Annotated in this window: 22 protein-coding genes and 2 tRNA genes; 2 read left to right on the top strand and 22 right to left on the bottom strand. The window is 60.0% G+C overall.

Features of this window, described 5'->3' with window-relative positions; translation table 11 throughout:
* Positions 1 to 103: 103 nt before the first annotated feature.
* A complete protein-coding gene (locus INQ47_RS10475; protein WP_010955354.1) occupies positions 104 to 517 on the bottom strand; it encodes a VOC family protein in 414 nt (137 codons plus the stop codon).
* A gap of 60 nt (positions 518 to 577) precedes the next feature.
* On the opposite strand from INQ47_RS10475, the gene INQ47_RS10480 reads away from it, so the two are divergent.
* Positions 578 to 880 carry a putative quinol monooxygenase gene (locus tag INQ47_RS10480; protein WP_003249978.1) on the top strand — a complete coding sequence of 101 codons (303 nt, stop codon included), beginning with the start codon at positions 578 to 580 and terminating at the stop codon, positions 878 to 880.
* A gap of 75 nt (positions 881 to 955) precedes the next feature.
* Here INQ47_RS10480 and INQ47_RS10485 read toward each other — a convergent pair whose 3' ends face one another.
* The 16 genes from INQ47_RS10485 to rlmE all read right to left on the bottom strand — a co-directional run bounded on the left by INQ47_RS10485 (position 956) and on the right by rlmE (position 16,919).
* Positions 956 to 1,306: a BON domain-containing protein gene (locus INQ47_RS10485; protein WP_021784324.1), complete on the bottom strand. Its 351-nt coding sequence runs from the start codon at positions 1,304 to 1,306 to the stop codon at positions 956 to 958.
* 259 nt (positions 1,307 to 1,565) lie between these two features.
* The gene (gene pnp / locus INQ47_RS10490; RefSeq protein WP_004575780.1) at positions 1,566 to 3,671 is read right to left on the bottom strand and encodes a polyribonucleotide nucleotidyltransferase; all 2,106 of its coding nucleotides are present in this window, start codon (positions 3,669 to 3,671) and stop codon (positions 1,566 to 1,568) included.
* Positions 3,672 to 3,921: 250 nt separating this feature from the next.
* Entirely contained in the window at positions 3,922 to 4,191 is a 270-nt protein-coding gene (gene rpsO, locus INQ47_RS10495; protein ID WP_003249971.1) for a 30S ribosomal protein S15, read from the bottom strand.
* Between the two features lie 147 nt (positions 4,192 to 4,338).
* Complete coding sequence (gene truB, locus INQ47_RS10500; protein ID WP_209963395.1) at positions 4,339 to 5,256, bottom strand: tRNA pseudouridine(55) synthase TruB; 918 nt, start codon at positions 5,254 to 5,256, stop codon at positions 4,339 to 4,341.
* Positions 5,257 to 5,259: 3 nt separating this feature from the next.
* Complete coding sequence (gene rbfA, locus INQ47_RS10505) at positions 5,260 to 5,658, bottom strand: 30S ribosome-binding factor RbfA (RefSeq protein ID WP_252460792.1); 399 nt, start codon at positions 5,656 to 5,658, stop codon at positions 5,260 to 5,262.
* Positions 5,659 to 5,774: 116 nt separating this feature from the next.
* On the bottom strand, positions 5,775 to 8,303 hold the full coding sequence (infB, locus tag INQ47_RS10510; protein WP_021784326.1) for a translation initiation factor IF-2: 2,529 nt from the start codon (positions 8,301 to 8,303) through the stop codon (positions 5,775 to 5,777).
* A gap of 27 nt (positions 8,304 to 8,330) precedes the next feature.
* Positions 8,331 to 9,812, bottom strand: coding sequence for a transcription termination factor NusA (gene nusA, locus INQ47_RS10515; RefSeq protein WP_003249963.1), 1,482 nt, complete (start codon positions 9,810 to 9,812; stop codon positions 8,331 to 8,333).
* 59 nt (positions 9,813 to 9,871) lie between these two features.
* Positions 9,872 to 10,330, bottom strand: coding sequence for a ribosome maturation factor RimP (gene rimP, locus INQ47_RS10520; RefSeq protein ID WP_003249960.1), 459 nt, complete (start codon positions 10,328 to 10,330; stop codon positions 9,872 to 9,874).
* A 129-nt stretch (positions 10,331 to 10,459) separates the two neighbouring features.
* Positions 10,460 to 10,536, bottom strand: a tRNA-Met gene (locus tag INQ47_RS10525).
* 100 nt (positions 10,537 to 10,636) lie between these two features.
* Positions 10,637 to 10,722, bottom strand: a tRNA-Leu gene (locus INQ47_RS10530).
* Between the two features lie 21 nt (positions 10,723 to 10,743).
* Positions 10,744 to 11,142, bottom strand: a complete 399-nt coding sequence (gene secG, locus INQ47_RS10535) for a preprotein translocase subunit SecG (RefSeq protein ID WP_020193781.1) — start codon at positions 11,140 to 11,142, stop codon at positions 10,744 to 10,746.
* A 4-nt stretch (positions 11,143 to 11,146) separates the two neighbouring features.
* On the bottom strand, positions 11,147 to 11,902 hold the full coding sequence (tpiA, locus tag INQ47_RS10540) for a triose-phosphate isomerase (RefSeq protein ID WP_115294772.1): 756 nt from the start codon (positions 11,900 to 11,902) through the stop codon (positions 11,147 to 11,149).
* A gap of 65 nt (positions 11,903 to 11,967) precedes the next feature.
* On the bottom strand, positions 11,968 to 13,308 hold the full coding sequence (gene glmM / locus INQ47_RS10545) for a phosphoglucosamine mutase (RefSeq protein ID WP_176685378.1): 1,341 nt from the start codon (positions 13,306 to 13,308) through the stop codon (positions 11,968 to 11,970).
* A 16-nt stretch (positions 13,309 to 13,324) separates the two neighbouring features.
* Positions 13,325 to 14,176 carry a dihydropteroate synthase gene (gene folP, locus INQ47_RS10550; RefSeq protein ID WP_019438969.1) on the bottom strand — a complete coding sequence of 284 codons (852 nt, stop codon included), beginning with the start codon at positions 14,174 to 14,176 and terminating at the stop codon, positions 13,325 to 13,327.
* Positions 14,177 to 14,184: 8 nt separating this feature from the next.
* On the bottom strand, positions 14,185 to 16,089 hold the full coding sequence (gene ftsH, locus INQ47_RS10555; RefSeq protein WP_252460794.1) for an ATP-dependent zinc metalloprotease FtsH: 1,905 nt from the start codon (positions 16,087 to 16,089) through the stop codon (positions 14,185 to 14,187).
* A gap of 206 nt (positions 16,090 to 16,295) precedes the next feature.
* Positions 16,296 to 16,919, bottom strand: coding sequence for a 23S rRNA (uridine(2552)-2'-O)-methyltransferase RlmE (rlmE, locus tag INQ47_RS10560; protein ID WP_176685379.1), 624 nt, complete (start codon positions 16,917 to 16,919; stop codon positions 16,296 to 16,298).
* Between the two features lie 102 nt (positions 16,920 to 17,021).
* Here rlmE and yhbY point away from each other — a divergent pair, with 102 nt between their 5' ends.
* Positions 17,022 to 17,330, top strand: a complete 309-nt coding sequence (gene yhbY / locus INQ47_RS10565; RefSeq protein WP_003249945.1) for a ribosome assembly RNA-binding protein YhbY — start codon at positions 17,022 to 17,024, stop codon at positions 17,328 to 17,330.
* A 12-nt stretch (positions 17,331 to 17,342) separates the two neighbouring features.
* Here yhbY and INQ47_RS10570 read toward each other — a convergent pair whose 3' ends face one another.
* From INQ47_RS10570 to dapB, 5 genes are all read right to left on the bottom strand, one after another.
* Positions 17,343 to 17,792 carry a hypothetical protein gene (locus INQ47_RS10570; protein ID WP_028697604.1) on the bottom strand — a complete coding sequence of 150 codons (450 nt, stop codon included), beginning with the start codon at positions 17,790 to 17,792 and terminating at the stop codon, positions 17,343 to 17,345.
* Positions 17,770 to 18,252: a transcription elongation factor GreA gene (gene greA, locus INQ47_RS10575; RefSeq protein ID WP_013974292.1), complete on the bottom strand. Its 483-nt coding sequence runs from the start codon at positions 18,250 to 18,252 to the stop codon at positions 17,770 to 17,772. The genes INQ47_RS10570 and greA overlap by 23 nt, the downstream gene beginning before the upstream one ends.
* Positions 18,249 to 21,470 carry a carbamoyl-phosphate synthase large subunit gene (gene carB / locus INQ47_RS10580; RefSeq protein WP_028697606.1) on the bottom strand — a complete coding sequence of 1,074 codons (3,222 nt, stop codon included), beginning with the start codon at positions 21,468 to 21,470 and terminating at the stop codon, positions 18,249 to 18,251. The genes greA and carB overlap by 4 nt, the downstream gene beginning before the upstream one ends.
* A gap of 105 nt (positions 21,471 to 21,575) precedes the next feature.
* Positions 21,576 to 22,712: a glutamine-hydrolyzing carbamoyl-phosphate synthase small subunit gene (gene carA / locus INQ47_RS10585; protein ID WP_016391781.1), complete on the bottom strand. Its 1,137-nt coding sequence runs from the start codon at positions 22,710 to 22,712 to the stop codon at positions 21,576 to 21,578.
* Positions 22,713 to 23,038: 326 nt separating this feature from the next.
* Positions 23,039 to 23,842 carry a 4-hydroxy-tetrahydrodipicolinate reductase gene (gene dapB, locus INQ47_RS10590; RefSeq protein WP_003249933.1) on the bottom strand — a complete coding sequence of 268 codons (804 nt, stop codon included), beginning with the start codon at positions 23,840 to 23,842 and terminating at the stop codon, positions 23,039 to 23,041.
* Positions 23,843 to 23,853 lie beyond the last annotated feature (11 nt).

The raw sequence follows: 23,853 nt of genomic DNA on the forward strand, positions 1-23,853 counted from the left end.
ACCTCTTCGCGGGCACGCCCGCTCCCACAGAGATGGCGCACAACCTCGGACCTGCGCAATACCTATGGGAGCGGGCGTGCTCGCGAAGAGGCCAGCACGGGTTTCAAACTAACCGCTGCCCCGACACCGCCGGGTGATACAGTGGTTGAACCTTGTTCCCAGCCGGGTCCAGCAGGTGGAAGCTACGCGCGCCGTCACCATGATTGAACGGCCGGTCGAGCAAGGTCACGCCATGAGCCTTGAAGTACTGGTACCAGGCTTCCAGCTCCTCCACGCTGTCGACGATGAATCCATAGTGATCCAGGGTCTGTAACCCGTTGGCCGCCCCTGCCCCACGCCCTAGCGACAGGTTGTCGTTACCGCAGGTGAGATACACCAGGTCCTCATTGGCGCGATTCAGCACTTCCATGCCCAGCACATCGACGTAGAAGCGTTCACATTCTTCCAGGTTGGGCACCAGCAGGGCGATGTGGCGCAGGCCATTCAGGCGGCCAGGGCGTGCAGGCAATTCGGACATTGGCGAAGCTCCATTTTTGTATACAATTCATTTATGAATTTAAAACAAACGGAGCCATTTGTGTATAGCCTGTTCATCAAGACCCGAGTGAAGCCTGGATGCGCCGACGCTTTTCTGAGTGCAATCAAGGTCAATGCTGCAGCTTCCGTGGCGAGTGAGCCAGGCTGCCTGGTGTTCGATGTGTCACAGGACCGGGTCGATCCCGAGGTGATCTACCTGTACGAAATCTACCGCGATGATGCTGCGTATGAAGCGCATACCCAGACCGCGCATTTTCGCGACAGCCGCCCATTGGTAGAGCCTCTGATCCTTGAGCAGGAATGCTTCGAAAGCGATGTGATCGCACGCAACCCGGTGTATTGAGCGCAAGACAAAGCCCTGGCACGGGCCAGGGCTTTAATGAAAGTGGCCAAATCCATTTGGCCGACGGGACATTCCTTATTCGGCTTTCAGGCCGTCAGACATTACGCTCTTGACGCCTTTGATGTTCTTGGTGATGCGTACCGCTTCTTCTTTCTGCGATTCAGTAACCTTCACGTCAGAAGACAGGGACACAACACCTTGGCTGGTCTCGACTTTGATGTCGCTGCCTGGGATGCCTTTTTCAGTCAGCAAATCAGCTTTGACCTTGGTAGTGATCCAAGTGTCGGAGCCTTCTTGCTTGGCGTTGTCGACGGTGTTGGCCGCCAACATGACTGGAGCCTGGGTTGGCTCAGCGGCAAATGCACCGTTAGCCATGGTCAGGGTCAGAGCGGTAGCAGTAGCGGCAGCAATGGCGAACTTCTTCATGTGGGTCACTCCTGTTTTTCGAAAGGTCTGCGCCGTATGTCCTGGCGGCAGGTATGAAGGTAGTTGCACGGGCTGTGCCAGCTTTGCCGCTTCTATTATTTCCTTCTAAATCAATGATTTAGAAAAACACCTCACTTCCGCAGTCGTGCATTTTGCAATCAGCGCGGTAAACCTGCATGCAAGATGCAAGTCCGCAAAAGGTTCCCGTCGCCCATGAAAAAAGGGCCCCGAAGGGCCCTTTCTCTGTAGCGTGTGTCGCTTAGACGCCCGAGGCCTTGGCCGCAGCAACGTCTTTGATCGACAGCTTGATACGGCCGCGGTTGTCCACGTCCAGTACCAACACTTCGACTTCCTGGCCTTCTTTCAGGATGTCGGTGACTTTCTCGACGCGAGCATCGCTCAGCATGGAGATGTGCACCAGACCGTCCTTGCCAGGCAGGATGTTGACGAAGGCGCCGAAGTCGACAATGCGCTCAACCTTGCCGACGTAGATCTTGCCGATCTCGGCCTCAGCGGTGATGCCCAGGATGCGCTGCTTGGCAGCATCTGCCGCTTCCTTGGTTTCGCCGAAGATCTTGATCGAGCCGTCGTCTTCGATGTCGATCGAAGCCTTGGTCTCTTCGCAGATGGCGCGAATGGTGGCGCCGCCTTTACCGATGACGTCGCGGATCTTGTCGGTGTCGATCTTCATCGCGATCATGGTCGGGGCGTTGGCCGACAGTTCGGTACGCGACTGGCCAATGACCTGGTTCATCTGGCCGAGGATGTTCAGGCGCGCTTCCAGGGCTTGGCCCAGAGCGATTTCCATGATCTCTTCGGTGATGCCGTTGATCTTGATGTCCATCTGCAGCGCGGTGACGCCTTTGGCGGTACCGGCTACCTTGAAGTCCATGTCGCCCAAGTGGTCTTCGTCACCCAGGATGTCAGTCAGGACTGCGAACTTGTCGCCTTCCTTGACCAGGCCCATGGCGATACCGGCAACCGGCGCTTTCATCGGCACACCGGCGTCCATCAGGGCCAGGGATGCACCGCAGACCGAAGCCATGGAGCTGGAGCCGTTGGATTCGGTGATTTCCGAAACCACGCGGATGGTGTACGGGAACACGTCAGCAGCAGGCAGCATGGCCTGAACCGAACGGCGGGCCAGACGGCCGTGGCCGATTTCGCGACGGCCAGCACCGCCCATGCGGCCACACTCACCTACCGAGAACGGTGGGAAGTTGTAGTGCAGCATGAAGGGGTCTTTCTTCTCGCCTTCGAGGGTGTCCAGCAGTTGGGCATCACGGGCAGTACCCAGGGTCGCAACGACCAGGGCCTGGGTTTCGCCACGGGTGAACAGTGCCGAACCGTGAGTTTTCGGCAGCACACCTACTTCGATGTTCAGCGGGCGTACAGTCTTGGTGTCGCGGCCGTCGATACGTGGCTTGCCGTTGACGATGTTTTCGCGAACGGTGCGGTATTCGATTTCGCCGAAGATGTCTTTGACTTCGGAAGCCGAAGGCTGGCCTTCTTCACCGGAGAACTTGGCAACCGCCTGGTCGCGCAGCTCACCCAGACGCGCGTAGCGGTCGGCTTTGACGGTGATGGTGTAACCCTGCGAAACCGCTTCGCCGAACTCGGCGCGGATAGCATTGAACAGCTCGGTGTTGGCAACGGCAGGTTTCCAGTCCCAAGTCGGCTTGCCAGCTTCGGCAGCCAGCTCTTTGACAGCCTGGATAACAGCCTGGAACTCGTCGTGGGCGAACAGTACGGCACCCAGCATCTGGTCTTCGGTCAGCTCTTGAGCTTCCGACTCAACCATCAGTACAGCATCGGAGGTACCGGCAACGACCATGTCCAGGCTCGAGGCAGCCAGTTGCTCGTAGGTCGGGTTCAGCAGGTAGCCAGTGCTTTCGTGGAAGGCAACGCGGGCAGCGCCGATCGGGCCTTCGAACGGAATACCGGAAATGGCCAGGGCAGCCGAGGTACCGATCATCGCAGCGATGTCCGGGTCGGTCTTCTTGCTGGTGGAAACCACGGTGCAGACGACCTGCACTTCGTTCATGAAGCCTTCCGGGAACAGCGGACGGATCGGACGGTCGATCAGGCGCGAGGTCAGCGTCTCTTTCTCGGAAGGACGGCCTTCACGCTTGAAGAAGCCACCTGGGATCTTGCCAGCGGCGTAGGTCTTTTCCTGGTAGTGAACCGACAGCGGGAAGAAACCCTTGCCTGGATCAGCCTGTTTGGCGCCTACCACAGTCACCAGCACGGTGACGTCGTTGTCGACGGTAACCAGCACGGCGCCGGTTGCCTGACGGGCAATACGGCCCGTTTCGAGAGTGACGGTCGATTGACCGAACTGGAAAGTCTTGATTACCGGGTTCACGGTTTCCTACCTTTTTCAGTGGCTCTTGGGGGAACTGGTTTCTTGCGAATTCTTGGGCAGAACGGGGAATCGGCCCCATTGACCGTCCAGATACAACACGAGGCTGGGAGCCTGGCACCAAGCGGAAAAACCGCTCAGCATAGCCAGGCTGCCAACCTCGGAGATACGCGTGGCATGTCCAACGGCAGCGCTGCAAAACAGCCCTGCCGAAGCCTGCGACACCCCACGCACACCACTGACCAGGCCGCTATTAGCGACGCAGGCCCAGGCGACCGATCAGGGCGCTGTAACGAGTGGTGTCTTTGCCCTTCAGGTAATCCAGCAGCTTACGACGCTGGTTGACCATACGGATCAGACCACGACGGGAGTGGTGGTCTTTATCGTTGGCCTTGAAGTGGCCTTGCAGCTTGTTGATGTTGGCGGTCAGCAGAGCAACCTGCACTTCCGGGCTACCGGTATCGCCGGCGGCTTGCTGATATTCGGCAACGATCTGAGCTTTTTCTTCAACGCTGAGGGCCATTTGGCTTCTCCTGATAACGGATCCCGCATGCGGGGTCCAATAGGCCAGGGACAAATCCCTGTATTAATAAAAAAGGTGTGACCGTGCCTACTGACAGCCACCCTTGATGCCGTGGGGCTTGGCAAGTGCCTGACCCCGCGGTTTCGGTCATTCCGACCGAATCAGCCGACGCGGCGCAATGCGCCCGTCTTCGCTCACTTCACCGATACCGATGAAGCGTGCGTTGTGATCCTGTACCCGGACCATGCCAAATTGTGGCGCGTCCGGCGCGCGTACCGCCTGCCCATGCAGCCAGTAGAACGCACTGTGTTCCGACAGGCTGACCAACGGCCAGTCCTGCAGCCCGCTGTCCGATGGCATCAGGAAGCGGTCGAGCGCTTCGTTGCCACCTTCGGCGTGGGCCTGTTCGAGTTCCTCGAGGGTGACCGTCTGTGCCAGCGCAAAGGGCCCTGCCTGGGTCCTGCGCAGCTCGGCGACATAGGCGCCGCAACCAAGGGCTTCACCGATATCCTCCACCAGCGTGCGGATATAGGTACCTTTGCTGCATCCTACGCTCAGCCGTGCACGGGTGCCTTCGCACTCGAGCAACTCCAAGCGGTTAATAGTAACAGAACGCGCCTCGCGCTCCACTACCTCTCCTGCACGTGCCAGTTTGTACAACGGCTGGCCATCACGCTTGAGCGCCGAGTACATCGGCGGTATCTGGCTGATCTGGCCGCGAAAACGTGGCAGCAGCGCCTCGATGTCGGCGCGACCAACGGTCACGTCGCGGGTCTGCAGCACCTCACCCTCGGCATCGCCGGTGTTGGTAGTCTGCCCCATCTGCATGACGGTTTCGTAGCCCTTGTCGGAATCGAGCAAGTACTGCGAAAACTTGGTCGCTTCACCGAAGCACAGCGGCAACACGCCGGTCGCCAGCGGGTCCAGGCTACCGGTGTGGCCGGCCTTTTCCGCGTTGAGCAGCCAACGCACCTTCTGCAAGGCGGCATTGGAAGTGAAGCCCAGCGGCTTGTCGAGCAGGATGATGCCGCTGACATTGCGGCGGATACGTTTGACCTGGGCCACCACTTACTCCTTGGTGTCCGACTCGTCGGCTTCCTTGTGCAGGCGGTCTTCGGCCACTGCACGTTCGATCAGCGCCGACAGGTGCACACCACGGCTGACACTTTCATCGAAATGGAAGTGCAGCTGCGGCACGCTGCGCAGTTGCATCGAACGCCCCAGGTGCAGCCGCAGGAAGCTGGCAGCACTGTTCAATGCCTTGAGCGACTGCTGCACGGCATCCGGGGTTTCCTCGCCCATGACGGTGATGAACACCTTGGCATGGCCCAGGTCACGGCTCACGTCCACGGCGGTGATGGTCACCAGACCGACACGCGGGTCCTTGACTTCGCGACGGATCAGCTCGGCCAGCTCGCGCTGCATCTGATCGCCAATACGTTGGGTACGGCTATATTCTTTGGCCATTCTTGCTACCTGTAACTTAAAGCGGCAAACGCCCGGACAGACGAATGCCTGACCGGGCGCTACCTGAAGAGGTACCGCAAGCCGCCCTGTAGCAGGCGCTTGCGGCTCGCTCGCCCTTAAAGGGTACGAGCCACCTGGACTTTCTCGAAGACTTCGATCTTGTCGCCGACCTTGACGTCGTTGTAGCTCTTGACGCCAATACCGCACTCCATGCCCGAACGGACTTCGGAGGCATCGTCCTTGAAGCGACGCAGCGATTCCAGCTCGCCTTCGAAGATCACAACGTCATCACGCAGTACGCGAATCGGACGGTTGCGGTACACGGTACCCTCGATGACCATACAGCCAGCGATGGCGCCGAACTTCGGCGAACGGAACACGTCACGCACTTCGGCGACACCCAGGATGTTCTCGCGAACATCGCTGCCGAGCATGCCGGTCAGCGCCTTCTTGACGTCTTCGATGATGTCGTAGATCACGTTGTAGTAACGCATATCCAGACCTTCCTGCTCGACGATCTTGCGCGCACCGGCATCGGCACGCACGTTGAAGCCGAACAGTACTGCATTCGAAGCCAGCGCCAGGTTGGCATCGCTCTCGGTGATACCACCGACGCCACCACCAATCACGCGCACTTGCACTTCGTCGTTGCCCAGGCCGCCGAGCGAACCCTGCAGCGCTTCCAGAGAACCACGCACATCGGTCTTGAGAACGATGTTGAGGGTTTTCTTCTCTTCCTGACCCATGGTCTCGAAGATGTTTTCCAGCTTGCCGGCGTGAGCACGGGCCAGCTTGACCTCGCGATACTTGCCTTGACGGAACAGGGCAACTTCACGGGCTTTCTTCTCGTCGGCAACCACGGACAGCTCGTCACCGGCTTCCGGAGTACCGTCCAGGCCGAGGATTTCGACCGGGATCGACGGGCCGGCTTCCTTCACAGGCTTGCCGTTCTCGTCGAGCATGGCGCGTACGCGGCCATAGTTGGAACCGCACAGGACCATGTCGCCCTGACGCAGGGTACCGTCCTGAACCAGGATGGTCGCCACCGGGCCACGGCCCTTGTCCAGGCGCGATTCGACGACCACACCACGACCTGGCGCGGTCGGGGTAGCGGTCAGTTCGAGGATCTCGGCCTGCAGCAGCACGGCTTCGAGCAGCTCGTCGACACCGGTACCCATCTTCGCCGAGACCTTGACGAACGGCGTGTCACCACCCCAGTCCTCGGAGGTAACGCCTTCGACGGACAGCTCGTTACGGATGCGATCGAGGTCAGCACCTGGCTTGTCGATCTTGTTCACCGCAACGACCAGCGGAACACCGGCTGCCTTGGCATGCTGAACGGCTTCGCGGGTTTGTGGCATCACACCGTCGTCTGCCGCCACCACCAGGATGACGATGTCGGTCGCCTTGGCACCACGGGCACGCATCTGGGTAAATGCAGCGTGACCTGGGGTATCGAGGAAGGTGACCATGCCGCGGTCGGTTTCCACGTGGTAGGCACCAATGTGCTGGGTAATACCACCGGCTTCGCCAGCGGCAACCTTGGCACGACGGATGTAGTCGAGCAGCGAGGTCTTACCATGGTCAACGTGACCCATGACGGTAACCACCGGCGCACGCGACTCGGTCTGGCCTTCGAACTTCAGCGATTCGGCCAGGGAGTCTTCCAGGGCGGTGTCGCTGACCAGCGTGACCTTGTGGCCCAGCTCTTCGGCGATCAGCTGAGCGGTTTCCTGGTCGAGCACCTGGTTGATGGTGACCGGGGTGCCCATCTTGAACATGAACTTGACCACTTCAGCGCCTTTGACGGACATCTGGTTGGCCAGCTCGGAGACCGTGATGGTCTCGCCGATGGTCACGTCACGGATGACAGGGCCGGTCGGGTTCTGGAAGCCATGCTGGTTACGCTTTTTCAGCTTGCTCTTGCCACCACGACCACGACGAGCGCCATCGCTCTCTTCGTCGGTAGTGCGAGGAGCGGCACGCGGAGTCGGCGCTTTTTCCTTCTCCTTGACCTTGACCTTGATCGACACGCGAGGCGCCTCGCCACGACGACGGTCGTCATCACGGGTACGGCTTTCGTTGCGACGGGTCTCGTCTTTCTTGCGCTCGGCAGCACGGGCTGCGGCGTCTTCAGAAGCCGGGGCGTCTGCGACTACCGGGGCCGGAGCAGCGGCAGGAGCCGGCTCTGGCTTGGCGGCAGGCGCAGGGGCGGCGGCTGCGGAGCCGGCCGCCTGACGGCGAGCCTGCTCTTCGTTGCGCTGGCGAACTTCGGCCTCGACCTTGTCGCGAGCGGCATTTTCAGCCGCGCGGCGCTCATCTTGCTCACGCTTCTGCTCAGCCTGGATTTCTTCAGGGCTGCGCTGAACGAAAACTTTCTTCTTGCGTACTTCTACGCTGATGCTTTTGCTACCGGCGACACGCAGGGTGCTGGTGGTTTTGCGCTGCAAGGTAATCTTGCGCGGCTCTTCCGCCTTGCTCTTGTGGCTGCTTTTCAAATGAGTCAGCAGGGTCTGCTTCTCATTGTCGGTCACTACCTGACCGGCGTCGGTGTGCGGCAGACCTGCCTCACGCATCTGCTGCAGCAGGCGCTCTACCGGTGCCTCGACCTCTTGGGCCAGTTCTTTCACCGTGACTTGCGTCATGCACTTCTCTCCTCAGGCCGCGCCTAATTACTCGAACCAGTGGGCTCGGGCGGCCATGATCAACTTGCCGGCACGCTCTTCGTCGATGCCGTCGATGTCGAGCAGATCGTCGATCGACTGCTCGGCCAGGTCTTCGCGGTTAACCACGCCGCGCACCGCCAGTTCAGCCGCCAGGTCTTTGTCCATGCCCTCAAGGGAGAGCAGGTCTTCGGCCGGGTGGGCGTCTGCCAGTTTTTCTTCGGTAGCGATGGCCTTGGTCAACAAACGGTCCTTGGCTCGAGCGCGGAGCTCATTGACGATATCTTCGTCAAAGCCATCGATGTTGAGCATTTCTTCCAACGGTACGTAGGCAATTTCTTCAAGGCTGGTGAAGCCTTCGTCGACCAGCACTTGGGCCAGCTCCTCGTCGACTTCCAGTTCCTCGATGAAATTGCGCAGGATGTCACCGGTTTCGGCCTGTTGCTTGGCCTGGATGTCCTTTTCGGTCATCACGTTCAGGGTCCAGCCGGTCAACTGACTGGCCAGGCGAACGTTCTGACCGCCACGGCCAATGGCCTGGGCCAGGTTGTCCTCGGCGACGGCGATGTCCATGGCATGGGCATCTTCATCAACGATGATCGCCGCGACTTCAGCCGGCGACATGGCGTTGATGACGAACTGCGCCGGGTTATCGTCCCAAAGGACGATATCCACACGCTCACCACCCAGCTCCCCGGATACGGCCTGGACGCGCGAACCACGCATGCCGATGCAGGCACCTTGCGGATCGATACGCTTGTCCTTGGAGCGGACGGCAATCTTGGCTCGCGAACCCGGATCACGGGAAGCAGCCATGACTTCAATGAGGCCCTCGGCAATTTCCGGCACTTCAATGCGGAAAAGCTCGATCAGCATCTGCGGCGCGGTGCGCGACAGGATCAGCTGTGGGCCACGGTTTTCAGTGCGAATTTCCTTGAGCAGCGCACGCAGGCGCACGCCAACACGGAAGGTTTCGCGCGGAATGATGTCTTCGCGGGCCAGCAAGGCCTCTGCGTTGTTGCCCAGGTCAACGATGACGTTGTCGCGGGTAACCTTTTTTACGGTACCGGAGATGATCTCGCCAACGCGCTCACGGTAGGCATCGACCACCTGGGCACGCTCGGCCTCACGGACCTTCTGCACGATGACCTGCTTGGCGGTCTGGGCGGCAATACGACCGAACTCGATGGACTCGATCTTCTCTTCGATCACGTCACCGACCTTGGCTTCAGGGTGGGTGTCCTTGATCTTGTCCAGCCAGGTCTCGATCGCCGGATCATCAAGATCGGCTTCGTCGACCACGGTCCAGCGACGGAAAGTCTCGTAGCTACCCGTGTGGCGGTTGATTTCCACACGAAGGTCGACTTCGTCTTCAAAACGTTTTTTGGTTGCAGTGGCCAGGGCCACTTCCAGCGCTTCGAAAATGACGCCGGGCGGTACACCTTTTTCGTTGGATACCGATTCAACAACCAGCAGTACTTCTTTGCTCATCGTACGCCTCGCCTTGCGCAAGCCATTGGGCCCGGATAGTCCGCCGGGCCCGGCACGTCTCAGTCAAAACTGGGAATAATATTGGCCTTGTCGATCGAGTCGATCGGTAACAGGAACTCCTGATTGTCCACCTGGACCACCACATCCTGCTCCTCCACACCGCGGAGAAGGCCCTGGAAGTTACGACGACCCTCGAAGGGTGAGCGCAGCTTGATCTTCACTTGTTCGCCGGCATGCGAGGCAAACTGTTCCAGCGTGAACAGTGGGCGATCCATGCCTGGAGAAGACACCTCGAGGGTGTACTCACTGCTGATTGGATCTTCCACATCGAGGATTGCGCTGGCCTGACGGCTGACCGCTTCGCAGTCGTCCACCAGAATACCGCCTTCCTTGTCGATGTAGATGCGCAGTACCGAATGCTTACCCTGGGAAACGTATTCGATCCCCCAGCACTGATAGCCCAGACCCTCGACAACCGGGGCCAACAAGGCCTGCAACTGTTCTAGCTTGCTCGACACCTGAACCCCCTCGTGCATGCTGTGCAAATAAAAAATGGGCGAAGCGCCCATCCCTGAAAGCGCCGTAGGACAACGACGCCGAAACTGTTCGGTTAGCAAAAAGCCCCTGAAAAGGGGCTCCGCTGAAGCTGGTTGCGGGGGCTGGATTTGAACCAACGACCTTCGGGTTATGAGCCCGACGAGCTACCAAGCTGCTCCACCCCGCGACAAAGCTGGGGCAAAAGTATAAGACCGAACCCTGTTGAGGGTCAAATCCAAACATTCACCTACAAGAAAGCCCGCTAAAGCGGGCTCTCAAGCTTTAATTGGTACCGAGAAGGGGACTCGAACCCCTACACCCTATGGGCACAACCACCTCAAGGTTGCGTGTCTACCAATTCCACCACCTCGGCAATACTACTACTTGAAACCCGTTACTTCTGCTCTTGAGCCGGAGGAGGTACATCACCCGTATTATTGGTGGTTTCGCTCTTCTGCTGCTGGAGCACCGGTACATCATCATTAACTGCCGGTTTCTGCGGCTCTTTCACTTCTAGCACTGCTGGATCTGGAAGACCTGCTTGGCTAAGCTGGTGAGCTTGTTGCTTCGCGAAGTATCCTAACCCAAGTGCTGTCAAAAAGAAAGTGGCAGCGAGTATAGCAGTTAATTTACTTAGGAACGTTGCAGAGCCTTGGCTCCCGAACACGGTGTTTGAGGCACCCGCGCCGAAAGATGCACCTGCTTCAGCACCTTTACCCTGTTGCAACAGAACCAGCACTACAAGCGACAGCGCTGCCAACAGATGAAAAACAACGATGACTGTTTCCAGCATTTGTTCAGTTTCCTGCGGCGCGACAAATTGCACCGAATTCGTCTGCGTTCAGGGAAGCCCCACCAATGAGACCCCCATCGATATCCGGCATGCCGAACAGTTCGGCCGCATTGGCCGCCTTCACGCTGCCGCCGTATAGCAACTGCACCTTCGCAGCCACTTCAGCATCTTCTGCCGCCAACTGGCCGCGGATGGCTGCGTGCACATCCTGGGCCTGCTGTGGCGTGGCCGTAAGGCCTGTACCGATGGCCCATACAGGCTCATAGGCAATTACTGCATCGGCAAAAGCCTTAACACCGAATGCTTCGATGATACTGCTTAGTTGACGCCCGACAACTTCGAGCGTTTTGCCAGCCTCGCGCTCTTCAAGGGTTTCCCCTATGCAAAGCACTGGCTTCAAGCCTTTGGCTTGGGCCGCTGCAAACTTGCGATTGAGCACTTCGTCGGTTTCACCAATGATCTGGCGACGCTCCGAATGGCCAATCAACACCAACTTGCAACCTGCTTCAACCAGCTGCTCGGGAGCAACTTCCCCGGTCAGCGCACCCTGTTCGGGTTGTACAGCAGAATTCTGTGCGCCGACAGTAATTTCTTTACCTGCCAGGCCATCAATCACTTGATTGATGAACAAGGCCGGTGGAAATACGGCGACTTCCACTCCGCTCGGCAAGGCGAGATTACTCAAGCCTTCGGTCAGCTCAGCGACGCTAGCGCGGGTACCGTGCATTTTCCAGTTACCAGCTACCATAGGGCGACGCATGCTTTACCTCGTCGGTCAAAGTGGGCGCAGATCTTACCCAACCAGATCTGCGCTGGCAAGCGCCTTCAGACACAAACTTCGCCGACCAGTTTGGCCAGCGCTTCAGCATGGGCCCGCACCTGGGTTTCGTCTTCGCCCTCAACCATGACCCGCACCAACGGCTCGGTACCGGACTTGCGCAACAGCACACGACCACGCCCCGCCAGCGCTTCGGTAACCTTGGCACTGGCTTCCTTGACGGCGGGGTGCTCCAGCGGATCGACCTTGCTGGCGCCAAAGCGCACATTGATCAGCACCTGCGGACACTTGCGCAGGGCCTGACGGGCCTGGGCCAGGGTTTCGCCACGGCGCTTGAGCGCCATCAGCACCTGCAGCGCAGCAATGATCGCGTCGCCGGTAGTGGTGTGGTTGCAGCACACGACGTGACCGGAGTTTTCACCGCCGACCAGCCATTGACGCTCCAACAACTCGGCCATGACGTAACGGTCGCCGACCTTGGCCCGCACGAACGGGATGTCCAGGTCCTTGAGCGCCAGTTCCAGGCCCAGGTTACTCATCAGCGTGCCGACCACCCCGCCTTGCAGCTTGCCATGCTCCTGCAGGTCGCGCGCAATGATGAACAGCAGTTCGTCACCGTCGACGATGGCACCCGTGTGGTCGACCATCAGCACGCGATCGCCGTCACCGTCAAAGGCAATGCCGAGATCGGCATGCCCGACCAGTACAGCGGCCTGCAGCGATTCGATGTGTGTCGAGCCGCAACCTTCGTTGATGTTCAGGCCATCCGGTTGTGCATGCAGCACGGTCACGTCGGCACCCAGTTCACGGAATACGCTGGGCGCAACCTTGTAGGTAGCACCATGGGCGCAGTCGACCACCAGCTTGAGGCCCTCGAAGCTGGTGCTGCTCGGCACGCTGCTTTTGCAGAATTCGATGTAGCGGCCGGCGGCATCGTTGATACGCGAAACCTTGCCCAGCTTACCCGACTCGACAACGGTCATCGGTTGGTCGAGCAGCTCTTCGATCATCAGCTCGACCTCGTCCGGCAGCTTGGTGCCCTGGCCCGAGAAGAACTTGATGCCGTTGTCGTCGTGCGGGTTGTGCGAGGCACTGATGACGATGCCGGCTTCGGCGTGGAAGGTACGCGTGAGGTAAGCAATGGCTGGGGTCGGCATCGGCCCGAGCAGCATCACGTCGGCACCGGCTGCGGACAGGCCGGCTTCAAGTGCGGACTCGAACATGTACCCGGAGATACGCGTGTCCTTGCCCACCAGCACGCGGCAATGGCCTTGCTTGCGGAAGGCCATGCCAGCCGCCCAGCCGAGTTTCAGCATGAAGTCTGGCGTGATCGGGTATTCGCCGACGCGGCCACGAATGCCGTCGGTACCAAAGTATTTTCTGCTCATAGGGACTCCAATGTTCTTATTCGGCGTTTTGCACTGCAGCGATCATGCGCACCACATCAACGGTTTCAGCCACGTCATGTACACGAAGGATGCTCGCCCCCTTGGTCATGGCCAACGCCGCCAGCGCAAGGCTGCCGTACAAGCGCTCGCCGACCGGACGTTCCAGCGTCAGGCCGATCATGCTCTTTCGTGAAACGCCCACCAGCAGTGGGCGCCCAAGGCGATAGAGCGCTTCCATGTGCTTGAACAGGCTCAGATTGTGCGCCAGTGTCTTGGCGAAACCGAAGCCCGGGTCAAGGATGATTCTATCAGCGTCGATGCCCGCTGCTGCGCAGGCGGCCATCCGCTGTTCAAGATAACGGGTGACGTCGGCGGTCACGTCCTGGTACTGCGGATCGTCCTGCATGTTGCCTGGCTCGCCACGCATGTGCATGAGGCACACCGGCAGACCGGTATCCGCCGCAGCGTCCAGCGCGCCATCGCGCTCCAGGGCCCGCACGTCATTGATCAGCCCGGCACCAAGGCGTGCAGCTTCGCGCATGACGGCAGGCGTGGAGGTATCGACCGAAATGACCACATCGAGGCGACTGTTGATGGCCTCGACCATTGGCGCCACACGCTCCAGCTCCTCGGTGACCGACACTGCACGCGCACCCGGGCGCGTGGACTCGCCACCGATGTCGATCAGCGTTGCACCAGCGGCAACCATGGCCTCGGCATGGCGCAGGGCCTCGTCGCGCTGGCTGAAGCGACCGCCATCGGAGAAGGAATCGGGGGTAATATTGAGAATACCCATGACATGGGTATGTGACAAATCAAGAACCCGGTTGCCGCAAGGCAACCGGGTCGGGTACTGCACTGAGCTCATAGATGCCCTTAGTGTTCTGCCGCTGGGCCGCCGATTGGCGATTCCGGACGATCATCCTGGGCCGCAGGCGTGCCCGAGTGTTTATCGTCGTCCCAATCACGCGGTTCACGTGGTGTGCGCCCAGCCATGATGTCGTCAATCTGATCGGCATCGATGGTCTCGTACTTCATCAGCGCTTCAGTCATCGCCTCGAGCTTGTCGCGGTTGTCGATCAGCAACTGCTTGGCAGTGGCATAGCACTGATCGATGATGCTGCGCACCTCGGAGTCGATCAGTTTGGCAGTCTCGCCGGACACACTGGCATGCTGGCTGCCGGCACTACGGCCGAGGAACACTTCGCCCTCTTCCTCTGCATACATCAGCGGGCCGAGCTTCTCGGACAAGCCCCATTTGGTCACCATGTTACGAGCGAGCTGGCTGGCACGCATGATGTCGTTGGACGCGCCGGTGGTCACACCATCGAAGCCCAAGGTCATCTCCTCGGCGATACGGCCGCCATACAGCGAGCAGATCTGGCTGATCAGCGCACGCTTGGACAGGCTGTAGCGATCTTCTTCCGGCAGGAACATGGTCACACCCAAGGCACGACCACGCGGGATGATCGAAACCTTGTAGACCGGGTCGTGCTCAGGCACCAGGCGACCAACAATGGCGTGGCCGGCCTCGTGATAGGCGGTGTTTCTCTTTTCTTTTTCGGACATGACCATGGTCTTGCGCTCGGCGCCCATCATGATCTTGTCCTTGGCCAGCTCGAACTCTTTCATTTCGACCAGGCGCTTGTTGGAACGCGCGGCAAACAGCGAAGCCTCGTTGACCAGATTGGCCAGGTCGGCGCCGGAGAAGCCTGGGGTACCACGCGCAATGACCGCCGGGTTGACGTTATCGCCGATCGGCACCTTGCGCATGTGCACCTTGAGGATCTGCTCGCGACCACGAATATCCGGCAGGCCAACCACCACCTGACGGTCGAAGCGGCCCGGGCGCAGCAGCGCCGGGTCGAGCACATCCGGACGGTTGGTAGCGGCGATGACGATGATGCCATCGTTCATCTCGAAGCCGTCCATCTCCACCAGCAACTGGTTGAGGGTTTGTTCACGCTCGTCGTGACCGCCGCCCATGCCGGCACCACGATGGCGACCAACGGCGTCGATTTCGTCGATGAAGATGATGCACGGGGCATGCTTCTTGGCCTGCTCGAACATGTCGCGCACACGGCTGGCACCGACACCCACGAACATTTCCACGAAGTCCGAACCGGAAATGGTGAAGAACGGCACTTTCGCTTCGCCCGCGATGGCCTTGGCCAACAGGGTCTTACCGGTACCGGGTGGGCCAACCATCAGCACACCGCGCGGGATACGGCCACCCAGGCGCTGGAATTTGCCCGGATCGCGCAGGAACTCGACCAGCTCGCCAACCTCTTCCTTGGCCTCGTCGCAGCCGGCAACGTCAGCCAGCGTGGTCTTGACCTGGTCTTCGGACAGCAGGCGCGCCTTGCTCTTGCCGAAGCTCATCGGCCCGCCCTTGCCGCCCGCACCACCTTGCATCTGGCGCATGAAGAACATGAACACGGCAATGATCACCAGGATCGGGAAGCTCGCCACCAGCAATTGTGTCCAGATGCTCTGTTGCTCAGGCTGCTTGCCTTCGACGACCACGTGGTTGTCGACCAGATCGCCAATCAGGCCATTGTCGGTGATGGCCGGGCGCACAGTCTTGAAGTTGTCGCCATCGCTGCGCTTGCCAGTAATGATGTAGCCATCGACGGTCACACGCTCGACCTTGCCATCCTTGACCTGCTGGATGAAGTCGGAGTAGTTGAGGGTCTGCGGCTCGTTAGGGCTGGAGAAGTTGTTCATCACTGTCACCAGGACAGCTGCGATGATCAACCACAGGATCAGATTCTTTGCCATGTCGTTCAATTAGCTACCCTCTGAGGCCGGCGCACGACGCAGCCGTGCCTCGCATGATATTCATCGCCCTAACTTACTACATTACCTACGCAGCCGCAGGCACCGTCTGTAACCCTTTGTGAAAGCTAGACTACACGAAGTTCGGACGATCCTGACGCAGCGGCCGATTGGAATTAACTATCGGCCACCCCGCTTCACACCTTTCATTACCCTTTGAAGCCCCTGCCCAACAGGTATTGCTCCCGGGAACGGTCCCGCGACGACGATGGCTTGCGCATTTGCACCTTGTCGAACTTGCTGCGCACGTCCTTCAGGTACACGTCAAAACCTTCGCCCTGGAAAATCTTGATCAGGAAGTCGCCCCCGGGCTTGAGTACACGGGTCGCCAGATCGAGGGCCAACTCGCAGAGGAACATGGCACGCGGAATGTCTACCGCGGGCGTACCACTCATATTGGGGGCCATATCGGAAATCACAAGGTCTACATGCGAATCGCCGACCGCTTCGAGAATGCGCTGCAGCACTTCGTCCTGGGTGAAGTCCCCCTGAATGAAGGTCACGTCGGCGATCGCGTCCATTTCCAGAATGTCCGAAGCGATCAGGCGACCTTGGCCACCAATCAGACGACTGGTCACCTGGGACCAGCCACCAGGGGCCGCGCCGAGATCGATCACGCTCATGCCTGGGCGGATAATGCGGTCCTTCTCCTGGATCTCCAGCAGCTTGTAGCTCGCACGCGAGCGATACCCATCCTTCTGCGCCTGCTTCACAAAAGGGTCGTTGAAATGCTCTCGCAGCCAGTTTGCGCTGCTTTTGGAACGTTGTACCACGGGGCACCTCGATGATATGCGTCGTGATTGACTGGGCGGAGCCGGTGGCCCTCGGGTAAAATGCCGGTCAATTTTACAGAATCAGACGGAAAGGGTCAGATTATGCCGCTCAATAACGAGCAGAAGAAGCAATACAAGTCCATTGGTCATGACCTGAAGCCGGTCCTGATCGTTGCTGGCAACGGTTTGAATGAAGGCGTCATCGCCGAACTGGAGCGCGCGCTGGTCGACCATGAGCTGATCAAGGTCGAGATTCGCTCGGAAGACCGCGAGGAACGCGCCGAAACCATCGCCGAGCTGTGCAAGGCCGGCCGTGCCGAGCTGGTGCAGACCATCGGCAAGAAAGCCCTGATCTACCGCAAGAACCCACAGCCGAACAAGCAGCTGTCCAACATCCACCGTTACAAGTAACGGTAGCTCCGATCAGTGGCGCGGTGAACGCGCCCTGACCGGTACCGGCTGGGCCACCAGCACGATGCCGGAAAAGCCCAGCACCAGGAAGCAGAACATCTGCCAGCGCTCACCCACGGAAATACCGTAGCGCAAGGTGTAATACCCCACGCAGGCACCGAAGCCGAGCAACAGCATCTGGCCGCGGAACTGCCGCCACCAGGCCGCCAGGCCGTCCACCCTCGCCAGCACCGCCAGCTGAGTCAACAAGCCAAGCATCGCCACGCCGATCAACCAGCGGTCGATCTGCCCGGCAACATCCTGCACCAGCAGCGGCGCCAGGCCACTGACCTTGAGCGCAGGCACCAGCCCCACATGGAACACCCACAGGCCACCGACCCAGAAAACCTGGGCCAGCTGCCAGAGGATCCCCTCAAGGGATGGCGCCCGAAGGCGCCGGTCAGATGTGCTTGACTTCGACAATCTCGTACTCGACCGTGCCGCTAGGCGTCTTGACGACGACAGTATCACCTTCTTCCTTGCCGATGATGGCACGGGCGATAGGTGCGCCGCTCGACAGCTTGCCCTGCTTCACGTCGGCTTCATCCTCGCCAACGATCTGGTAGGACACCTCTTCATCGGTTTCGGTGTTGGCCAGTACCACGGTGGTACCGAAAATCACCTTGCCGGTGTGAGGGATAGTGGTCACATCGATGACCACCGAGTTCTGCAGACGGCCTTCGATATCACGGATACGCGCTTCGACCATGCCCTGCTCCTCACGGGCTGCATGATATTCAGCGTTTTCCTTGAGGTCACCCAGCTCACGTGCCTCACCAATGGCCTGACTCAGGCGCGGGCGCTCGGTCTTGCTCAGAAACAGGTGTTCCTCTTCCAGGGCGCGAGCGCCCTGGACGGTCATCGGGTATTTGGTAATGCTCATGCTTTCAGTCCTGCATGCAGATCTTGCAAGCGACGAACGGTCTTTTCCGGACCGAATTTCAGCGCTTCGCAGATGGCTTCACCAGCCGCAATGGTAGTGGTGCAGTAAATCTTGTGCTGCAGCGCATTGCGACGAATCGAATAGGAATCGGCGATCGACTGGCGCCCTTCGGTGGTGTTGATGATCAGCGACACTTCGTCGTTCTTGATCATGTCGACCACGTGTGGGCGACCTTCGGTCACTTTGTTCACACGGCGCACTTTCAAGCCGGCCGCCTCGATAACCTTGGCAGTGCCGGCAGTGGCAACCACTTCGAAGCCCAGGGCGATCAGGTCGCGGGCAACGCCAGCCACTTGCGGCTTGTCGTCGTCACGCACGCTGATGAACGCAGTACCACCGGTCGGCAGCACTTCGCTTGCACCCATCTGGGCCTTGGCGAAGGCTTCACCGAAGCTGTCACCGACACCCATCACTTCACCGGTCGATTTCATCTCAGGGCCGAGGATCGGGTCAACCCCTGGGAACTTGGCGAACGGGAAGACGGCTTCCTTGACGCTGTAGAAGTTCGGGATGATCTCCTGGGTGAAGCCCAGCTCTTTCAGGGTTTTACCCGCCATGACACGGGCTGCGATCATCGCCAGGGACGTGCCGATGCACTTGGACACGAACGGTACGGTACGCGAGGCACGCGGGTTGACTTCGATCACGTAGATCTTGTCGCCCTGCAGGGCCAACTGCACGTTCATCAGGCCGACCACGCCCAGCTCCAGGGCCATTTTCTTGACCTGAACGCGGACTTCGTCCTGCACTTCCTTGCTCAGCGAGTAAGGTGGCAGCGAGCACGCCGAGTCACCGGAGTGAACACCGGCCTGTTCGATGTGCTGCATGATTGCGCCGATGACCACGTCGGTGCCGTCGCACACCGCATCCACGTCCATCTCGATGGCGCAGTTGAGGAAGTGGTCGAGCAGTACCGGGCTATCGTTCGACACTTGTACTGCTTCACGCAGGTAGCGCTTGAGCTCGTCCAGTTCGTAGACGATCTCCATGGCACGGCCGCCCAGTACGTAGGACGGACGCACGACCAGCGGATAGCCGATGCTGCCCGCAGCACGGATTGCTTCTTCTTCGCTGCGCACGGTAGCGTTTGGCGGCTGCAGCAGGCTCAGGCGCTGAACCATCTGCTGGAAGCGCTCACGGTCTTCGGCGCGGTCGATGGCGTCAGGGCTGGTACCGATGATCGGCACGCCAGCTTCTTCCAGAGCGCGGGCCAGCTTCAGCGGGGTCTGGCCGCCGTAGTGAACGATCACGCCCTTCGGCTTCTCGACGCGGCAGACTTCCAGCACGTCTTCCAGGGTCAGCGGCTCGAAGTACAGGCGATCGGAAGTGTCGTAGTCGGTGGAGACGGTTTCCGGGTTGCAGTTGACCATGATGGTCTCGTAACCGTCTTCACGCAGCGCCAGGGCTGCGTGTACGCAGCAGTAGTCGAACTCGATACCCTGGCCGATACGGTTAGGGCCACCACCCAGGATCATGATCTTGTCGCGGGTCGACGGGTTGGCCTCGCACTCTTCCTCGTAGGTGGAGTACAGGTAGGCGGTGTCGGTGGCGAACTCGGCGGCGCAGGTGTCGACGCGCTTGTACACCGGGAACACTTCCAGCTTGTGGCGATGGCGGCGCAGGTTCTTGTCGGTGATACCCAGCAGTACTGCCAGACGCTGGTCCGAGAAGCCCTTGCGCTTGAGGCGCAGCATGTAGTCCTTGTCGATCGACGACAAAGCCAGGGTCTTGACCTTCTCTTCTTCCTTGATCAGGTCTTCCATCTGCACCAGGAACCACATGTCGATGCCGGTCAGATTGAAGATTTCTTCGCAGGTCATGCCCGAACGCATGGCGTCAGCCACGTACCAGATACGCTCGGCACCCGGCACGGTCAGTTCGCGCTTGAGGATGCTGGCGGCTTCCGGGCTGGCCAGGTCGACTTTCGGGTCGAGGCCGCAGGCGCCGACTTCCAGGCCGCGCAGGGCTTTCTGCAGGGATTCCTGGAAAGTACGGCCGATGGCCATGACTTCACCCACGGATTTCATCTGGGTGGTCAGGCGGGCGTCAGCTTTCGGGAATTTCTCGAAGGCGAAGCGTGGCAGCTTGGTGACGACATAGTCGATCGACGGCTCGAAGGACGCCGGGGTGCGACCGCCAGTGATGTCGTTCTGCAGCTCGTCGAGGGTATAACCAATGGCCAGCTTGGCGGCGATCTTGGCGATCGGGAAGCCGGTGGCCTTGGAAGCCAGGGCGGACGAACGCGATACGCGCGGGTTCATCTCGATGACGACCATGCGGCCGGTGTTCGGGCAAATGCCGAACTGGACGTTGGAACCGCCGGTTTCCACACCGATCTCACGCAGCACCGCCAGCGAGGCGTTGCGCATGATCTGGTATTCCTTGTCGGTCAGGGTCTGTGCCGGGGCAACAGTGATCGAGTCACCGGTGTGCACACCCATCGGGTCGAAGTTCTCGATCGAGCAGACGATGATGCAGTTGTCCTTTTTGTCGCGGACCACTTCCATCTCGTACTCTTTCCAGCCGATCAGCGATTCGTCGATCAGCAGCTCTTTGGTCGGCGACAGGTCCAGACCACGGGTGCAGATTTCTTCGAACTCTTCACGGTTGTACGCGATACCGCCGCCAGTGCCGCCCATGGTGAACGACGGGCGAATGATGCACGGGAAGCCAAGCTTCTCGAGGACCGCATTGGCCTCTTCCATGCTGTGGGCGATACCGGAGCGCGGGCACTCCAGGCCGATGTCCTTCATGGCCTTGTCGAAGCGCGAACGGTCTTCAGCCTTGTCGATGGTGTCGGCGTTGGCACCGATCATCTCTACGCCGAACTTCTCCAGAACGCCATGGCGCTCCAGGTCCAGGGCGCAGTTCAGCGCAGTCTGGCCACCCATGGTCGGCAAAACGGCGTCCGGGCGCTCTTTTTCGATGATCTTGGCCACCGACTGCCACTTGATCGGCTCGATGTAGGTGGCGTCGGCCATGGCCGGGTCGGTCATGATGGTGGCTGGGTTGGAGTTCACCAGGATGACGCGGAAACCTTCCTCGCGCAGGGCTTTACAGGCCTGGGCGCCGGAGTAGTCGAATTCGCAGGCCTGGCCGATCACGATCGGGCCAGCGCCGAGAATCAGGATGCTTTTGATGTCTGTACGTTTTGGCATGGTGGTCACTCAAATCCGGGGTCAGTCGGCAAGCCGCTTTGAACAATCTGGGTCAGGCGCTTCCGGGCACGGCAGGTGCCGGCCCGGGGCCTTGAAGCAGGATGCTCAGCGGCGCTTGGCCATGGCATCGGTGAAACGATCGAACAGAGGCGCGACGTCGGTCGGGCCTGGGCTCGCTTCCGGGTGGCCCTGGAAGCTGAACGCGCTCTTGTCGGTACGCTCGATACCCTGCAGGGTGCCGTCGAACAGCGACTTGTGAATGGCGCGAACGTTACCCGGCAGGGTCGCTTCGTCAACGGCAAAACCGTGGTTCTGGCTGGTGATCATGACCACGCCGGTATCCAGGTCCTGGACCGGGTGGTTGGCACCGTGGTGGCCGTGGCCCATTTTCACGGTCTTGGCACCGGAGGCCAGGGCCAGCAGCTGGTGGCCGAGGCAGATGCCGAATACCGGAATCTCGGTTTCGAGGATTTCCTTGATCGCCTGGATCGCGTAGTCGCACGGCTCGGGGTCACCAGGGCCGTTGGACAAGAACACGCCGTCCGGGTTGAGTGCCAGCACTTCGCTGGCCGGGGTCTGGGCTGGCACCACGGTCACGCGGCAGCCACGGGCTACCAGCATGCGCAGGATGTTCAGCTTGACGCCGTAGTCGAAGGCAACCACGTGGTACGGCAGGTCGGCAGCCTCGATGGTCGGGTGACTGTCGGTTTTCAGCTCCCACACACTGGAGCGCCACTCGTAACGCTCCTTGGTGGAGACGACCTTGGCCAGGTCCATGCCCTTCAGGCCCGGGAAGCCGCGAGCAGCAGCGATGGCGGCTTCTTCGCTGATGTTGTCACCCGCCAGAATGCAGCCGTTCTGGGCGCCCTTTTCACGCAGGATACGGGTCAGGCGACGAGTGTCGATGCCGGCGATGGCGACGACGTTGTTGGCCTTGAGGTACTCAGGCAGCGACTGGGTGTTGCGCCAGTTGCTGGCCAGCAGCGGCAGGTCACGGATGACCAGGCCAGCGGACCAGACGCGGTTCGACTCGGCGTCTTCCGGGGTAGTGCCGGTGTTGCCGATGTGCGGGTAGGTCAGGGTAACGATTTGCTGCGCGTAGGAAGGGTCTGTAAGGATTTCCTGGTAGCCGGTCATAGCGGTGTTGAATACCACCTCACCAACGGTCTGACCGTCGGCACCGATGGCTTCACCGCGGAAAATACTGCCGTCGGCAAGGGCGAGTATGGCTGGCTTTGTCAAGAAGACCTCCCGTAAATCAAGCATGAAAGGGCGATCGCAGGTTGCAAAAAAGCGGAGTGACGTATGGACACGTCACCCCGCTTTCATGTGCTGAATTCAATTCGCTGCGCGCTTTTAGTGGACACACTAAAGCTGTAGCTTACAGAAAAGTGTGTTTTCGGTCTACCGCGGATGTGCCTCTAAAACACATCAATGCGACAGACTGACATCTGTGTTGGCTTCTTCGCGGGCTCGCCCGCTCCCACAGGGATCGCACCAGCCCAAGAGCAACGCCGCACCTGTGGGAGCGGGCAAGCTCGCGAAGCAGCCAACACCACCAGAACGGCTTAACGCAGCTCGAGCACATCCTGCATGTCGTACAGCCCCGGCTCGCGCCCATCCAGCCACAGCGCCGCACGCACGGCACCCTTGGCGAAGGTCATGCGGCTGGAGGCCTTGTGGGTGATTTCCAGGCGCTCGCCTTCGGCAGCGAACAGTACGGTGTGATCGCCCACCACATCGCCGGCACGCACGGTGGCGAAACCGATGGTTTTGCGATCCCGCGCGCCGGTCTGCCCTTCACGGCCATACACGGCCACTTCCTGCAGATCACGACCCAGCGCATTGGCAACCACTTCCCCCATGCGCAGTGCAGTGCCCGACGGGGCATCGACCTTGTGCCGGTGGTGCGCCTCGATGATTTCGATATCGACATCATCGCCCAGCACCCGCGCAGCCATATCCAGGAGCTTGAGGCTAAGGTTGACACCCACGCTGAAGTTGGCGGCGAACACGATTGGAATGTCCTTGCCAGCCTCAGCCAACAACTGCTTCTCTTCGACTGTAAAACCGGTCGTGCCGATGATCATCGCCTTGCCGTGCTTGCGGCAGAACGCCAGGTTTTTCAGGGTCACCGAGGGGTGAGTGAAATCGATCAGCACATCGAACTCGTCGGCAACCTTGGCCAGGTCGTCGGACAACAGCACGCCAATTCGACCAAGTGCCGCCAGCTCTCCGGCATCAGCCCCGACCAACGAGCTGTCAGGGCGATCGATCGCCGCGGTCAGCCCCGCACCTGGGGTTTGTTGCACGGCTTCGATGAGGGTTTTGCCCATCCGCCCCGCCGCGCCCATCACTGCAATACGTCGCATAACCTGTTCCT

Origin of the sequence: Pseudomonas sp. 3HC3, assembly GCF_044904505.1 — a bacterium.
Classification (GTDB): domain Bacteria; phylum Pseudomonadota; class Gammaproteobacteria; order Pseudomonadales; family Pseudomonadaceae; genus Aquipseudomonas; species Aquipseudomonas putida_Y.

Coding starts and splice junctions, on each gene's coding strand:
- INQ47_RS10475 (WP_010955354.1), bottom strand. CDS start 517: ATGTCCGAATTGCCTGCACGCCCTGGCCGCCTGAATGGCCTGCGCCAC.
- INQ47_RS10485 (WP_021784324.1), bottom strand. CDS start 1,306: ATGAAGAAGTTCGCCATTGCTGCCGCTACTGCTACCGCTCTGACCCTG.
- rpsO (WP_003249971.1), bottom strand. CDS start 4,191: ATGGCCCTCAGCGTTGAAGAAAAAGCTCAGATCGTTGCCGAATATCAG.
- rbfA (WP_252460792.1), bottom strand. CDS start 5,658: ATGGCCAAAGAATATAGCCGTACCCAACGTATTGGCGATCAGATGCAG.
- infB (WP_021784326.1), bottom strand. CDS start 8,303: ATGACGCAAGTCACGGTGAAAGAACTGGCCCAAGAGGTCGAGGCACCG.
- nusA (WP_003249963.1), bottom strand. CDS start 9,812: ATGAGCAAAGAAGTACTGCTGGTTGTTGAATCGGTATCCAACGAAAAA.
- secG (WP_020193781.1), bottom strand. CDS start 11,142: ATGCTGGAAACAGTCATCGTTGTTTTTCATCTGTTGGCAGCGCTGTCG.
- tpiA (WP_115294772.1), bottom strand. CDS start 11,902: ATGCGTCGCCCTATGGTAGCTGGTAACTGGAAAATGCACGGTACCCGC.
- glmM (WP_176685378.1), bottom strand. CDS start 13,308: ATGAGCAGAAAATACTTTGGTACCGACGGCATTCGTGGCCGCGTCGGC.
- folP (WP_019438969.1), bottom strand. CDS start 14,176: ATGAGCTCAGTGCAGTACCCGACCCGGTTGCCTTGCGGCAACCGGGTT.
- ftsH (WP_252460794.1), bottom strand. CDS start 16,089: ATGGCAAAGAATCTGATCCTGTGGTTGATCATCGCAGCTGTCCTGGTG.
- yhbY (WP_003249945.1), top strand. CDS start 17,022: ATGCCGCTCAATAACGAGCAGAAGAAGCAATACAAGTCCATTGGTCAT.
- greA (WP_013974292.1), bottom strand. CDS start 18,252: ATGAGCATTACCAAATACCCGATGACCGTCCAGGGCGCTCGCGCCCTG.
- carB (WP_028697606.1), bottom strand. CDS start 21,470: ATGCCAAAACGTACAGACATCAAAAGCATCCTGATTCTCGGCGCTGGC.
- dapB (WP_003249933.1), bottom strand. CDS start 23,842: ATGCGACGTATTGCAGTGATGGGCGCGGCGGGGCGGATGGGCAAAACC.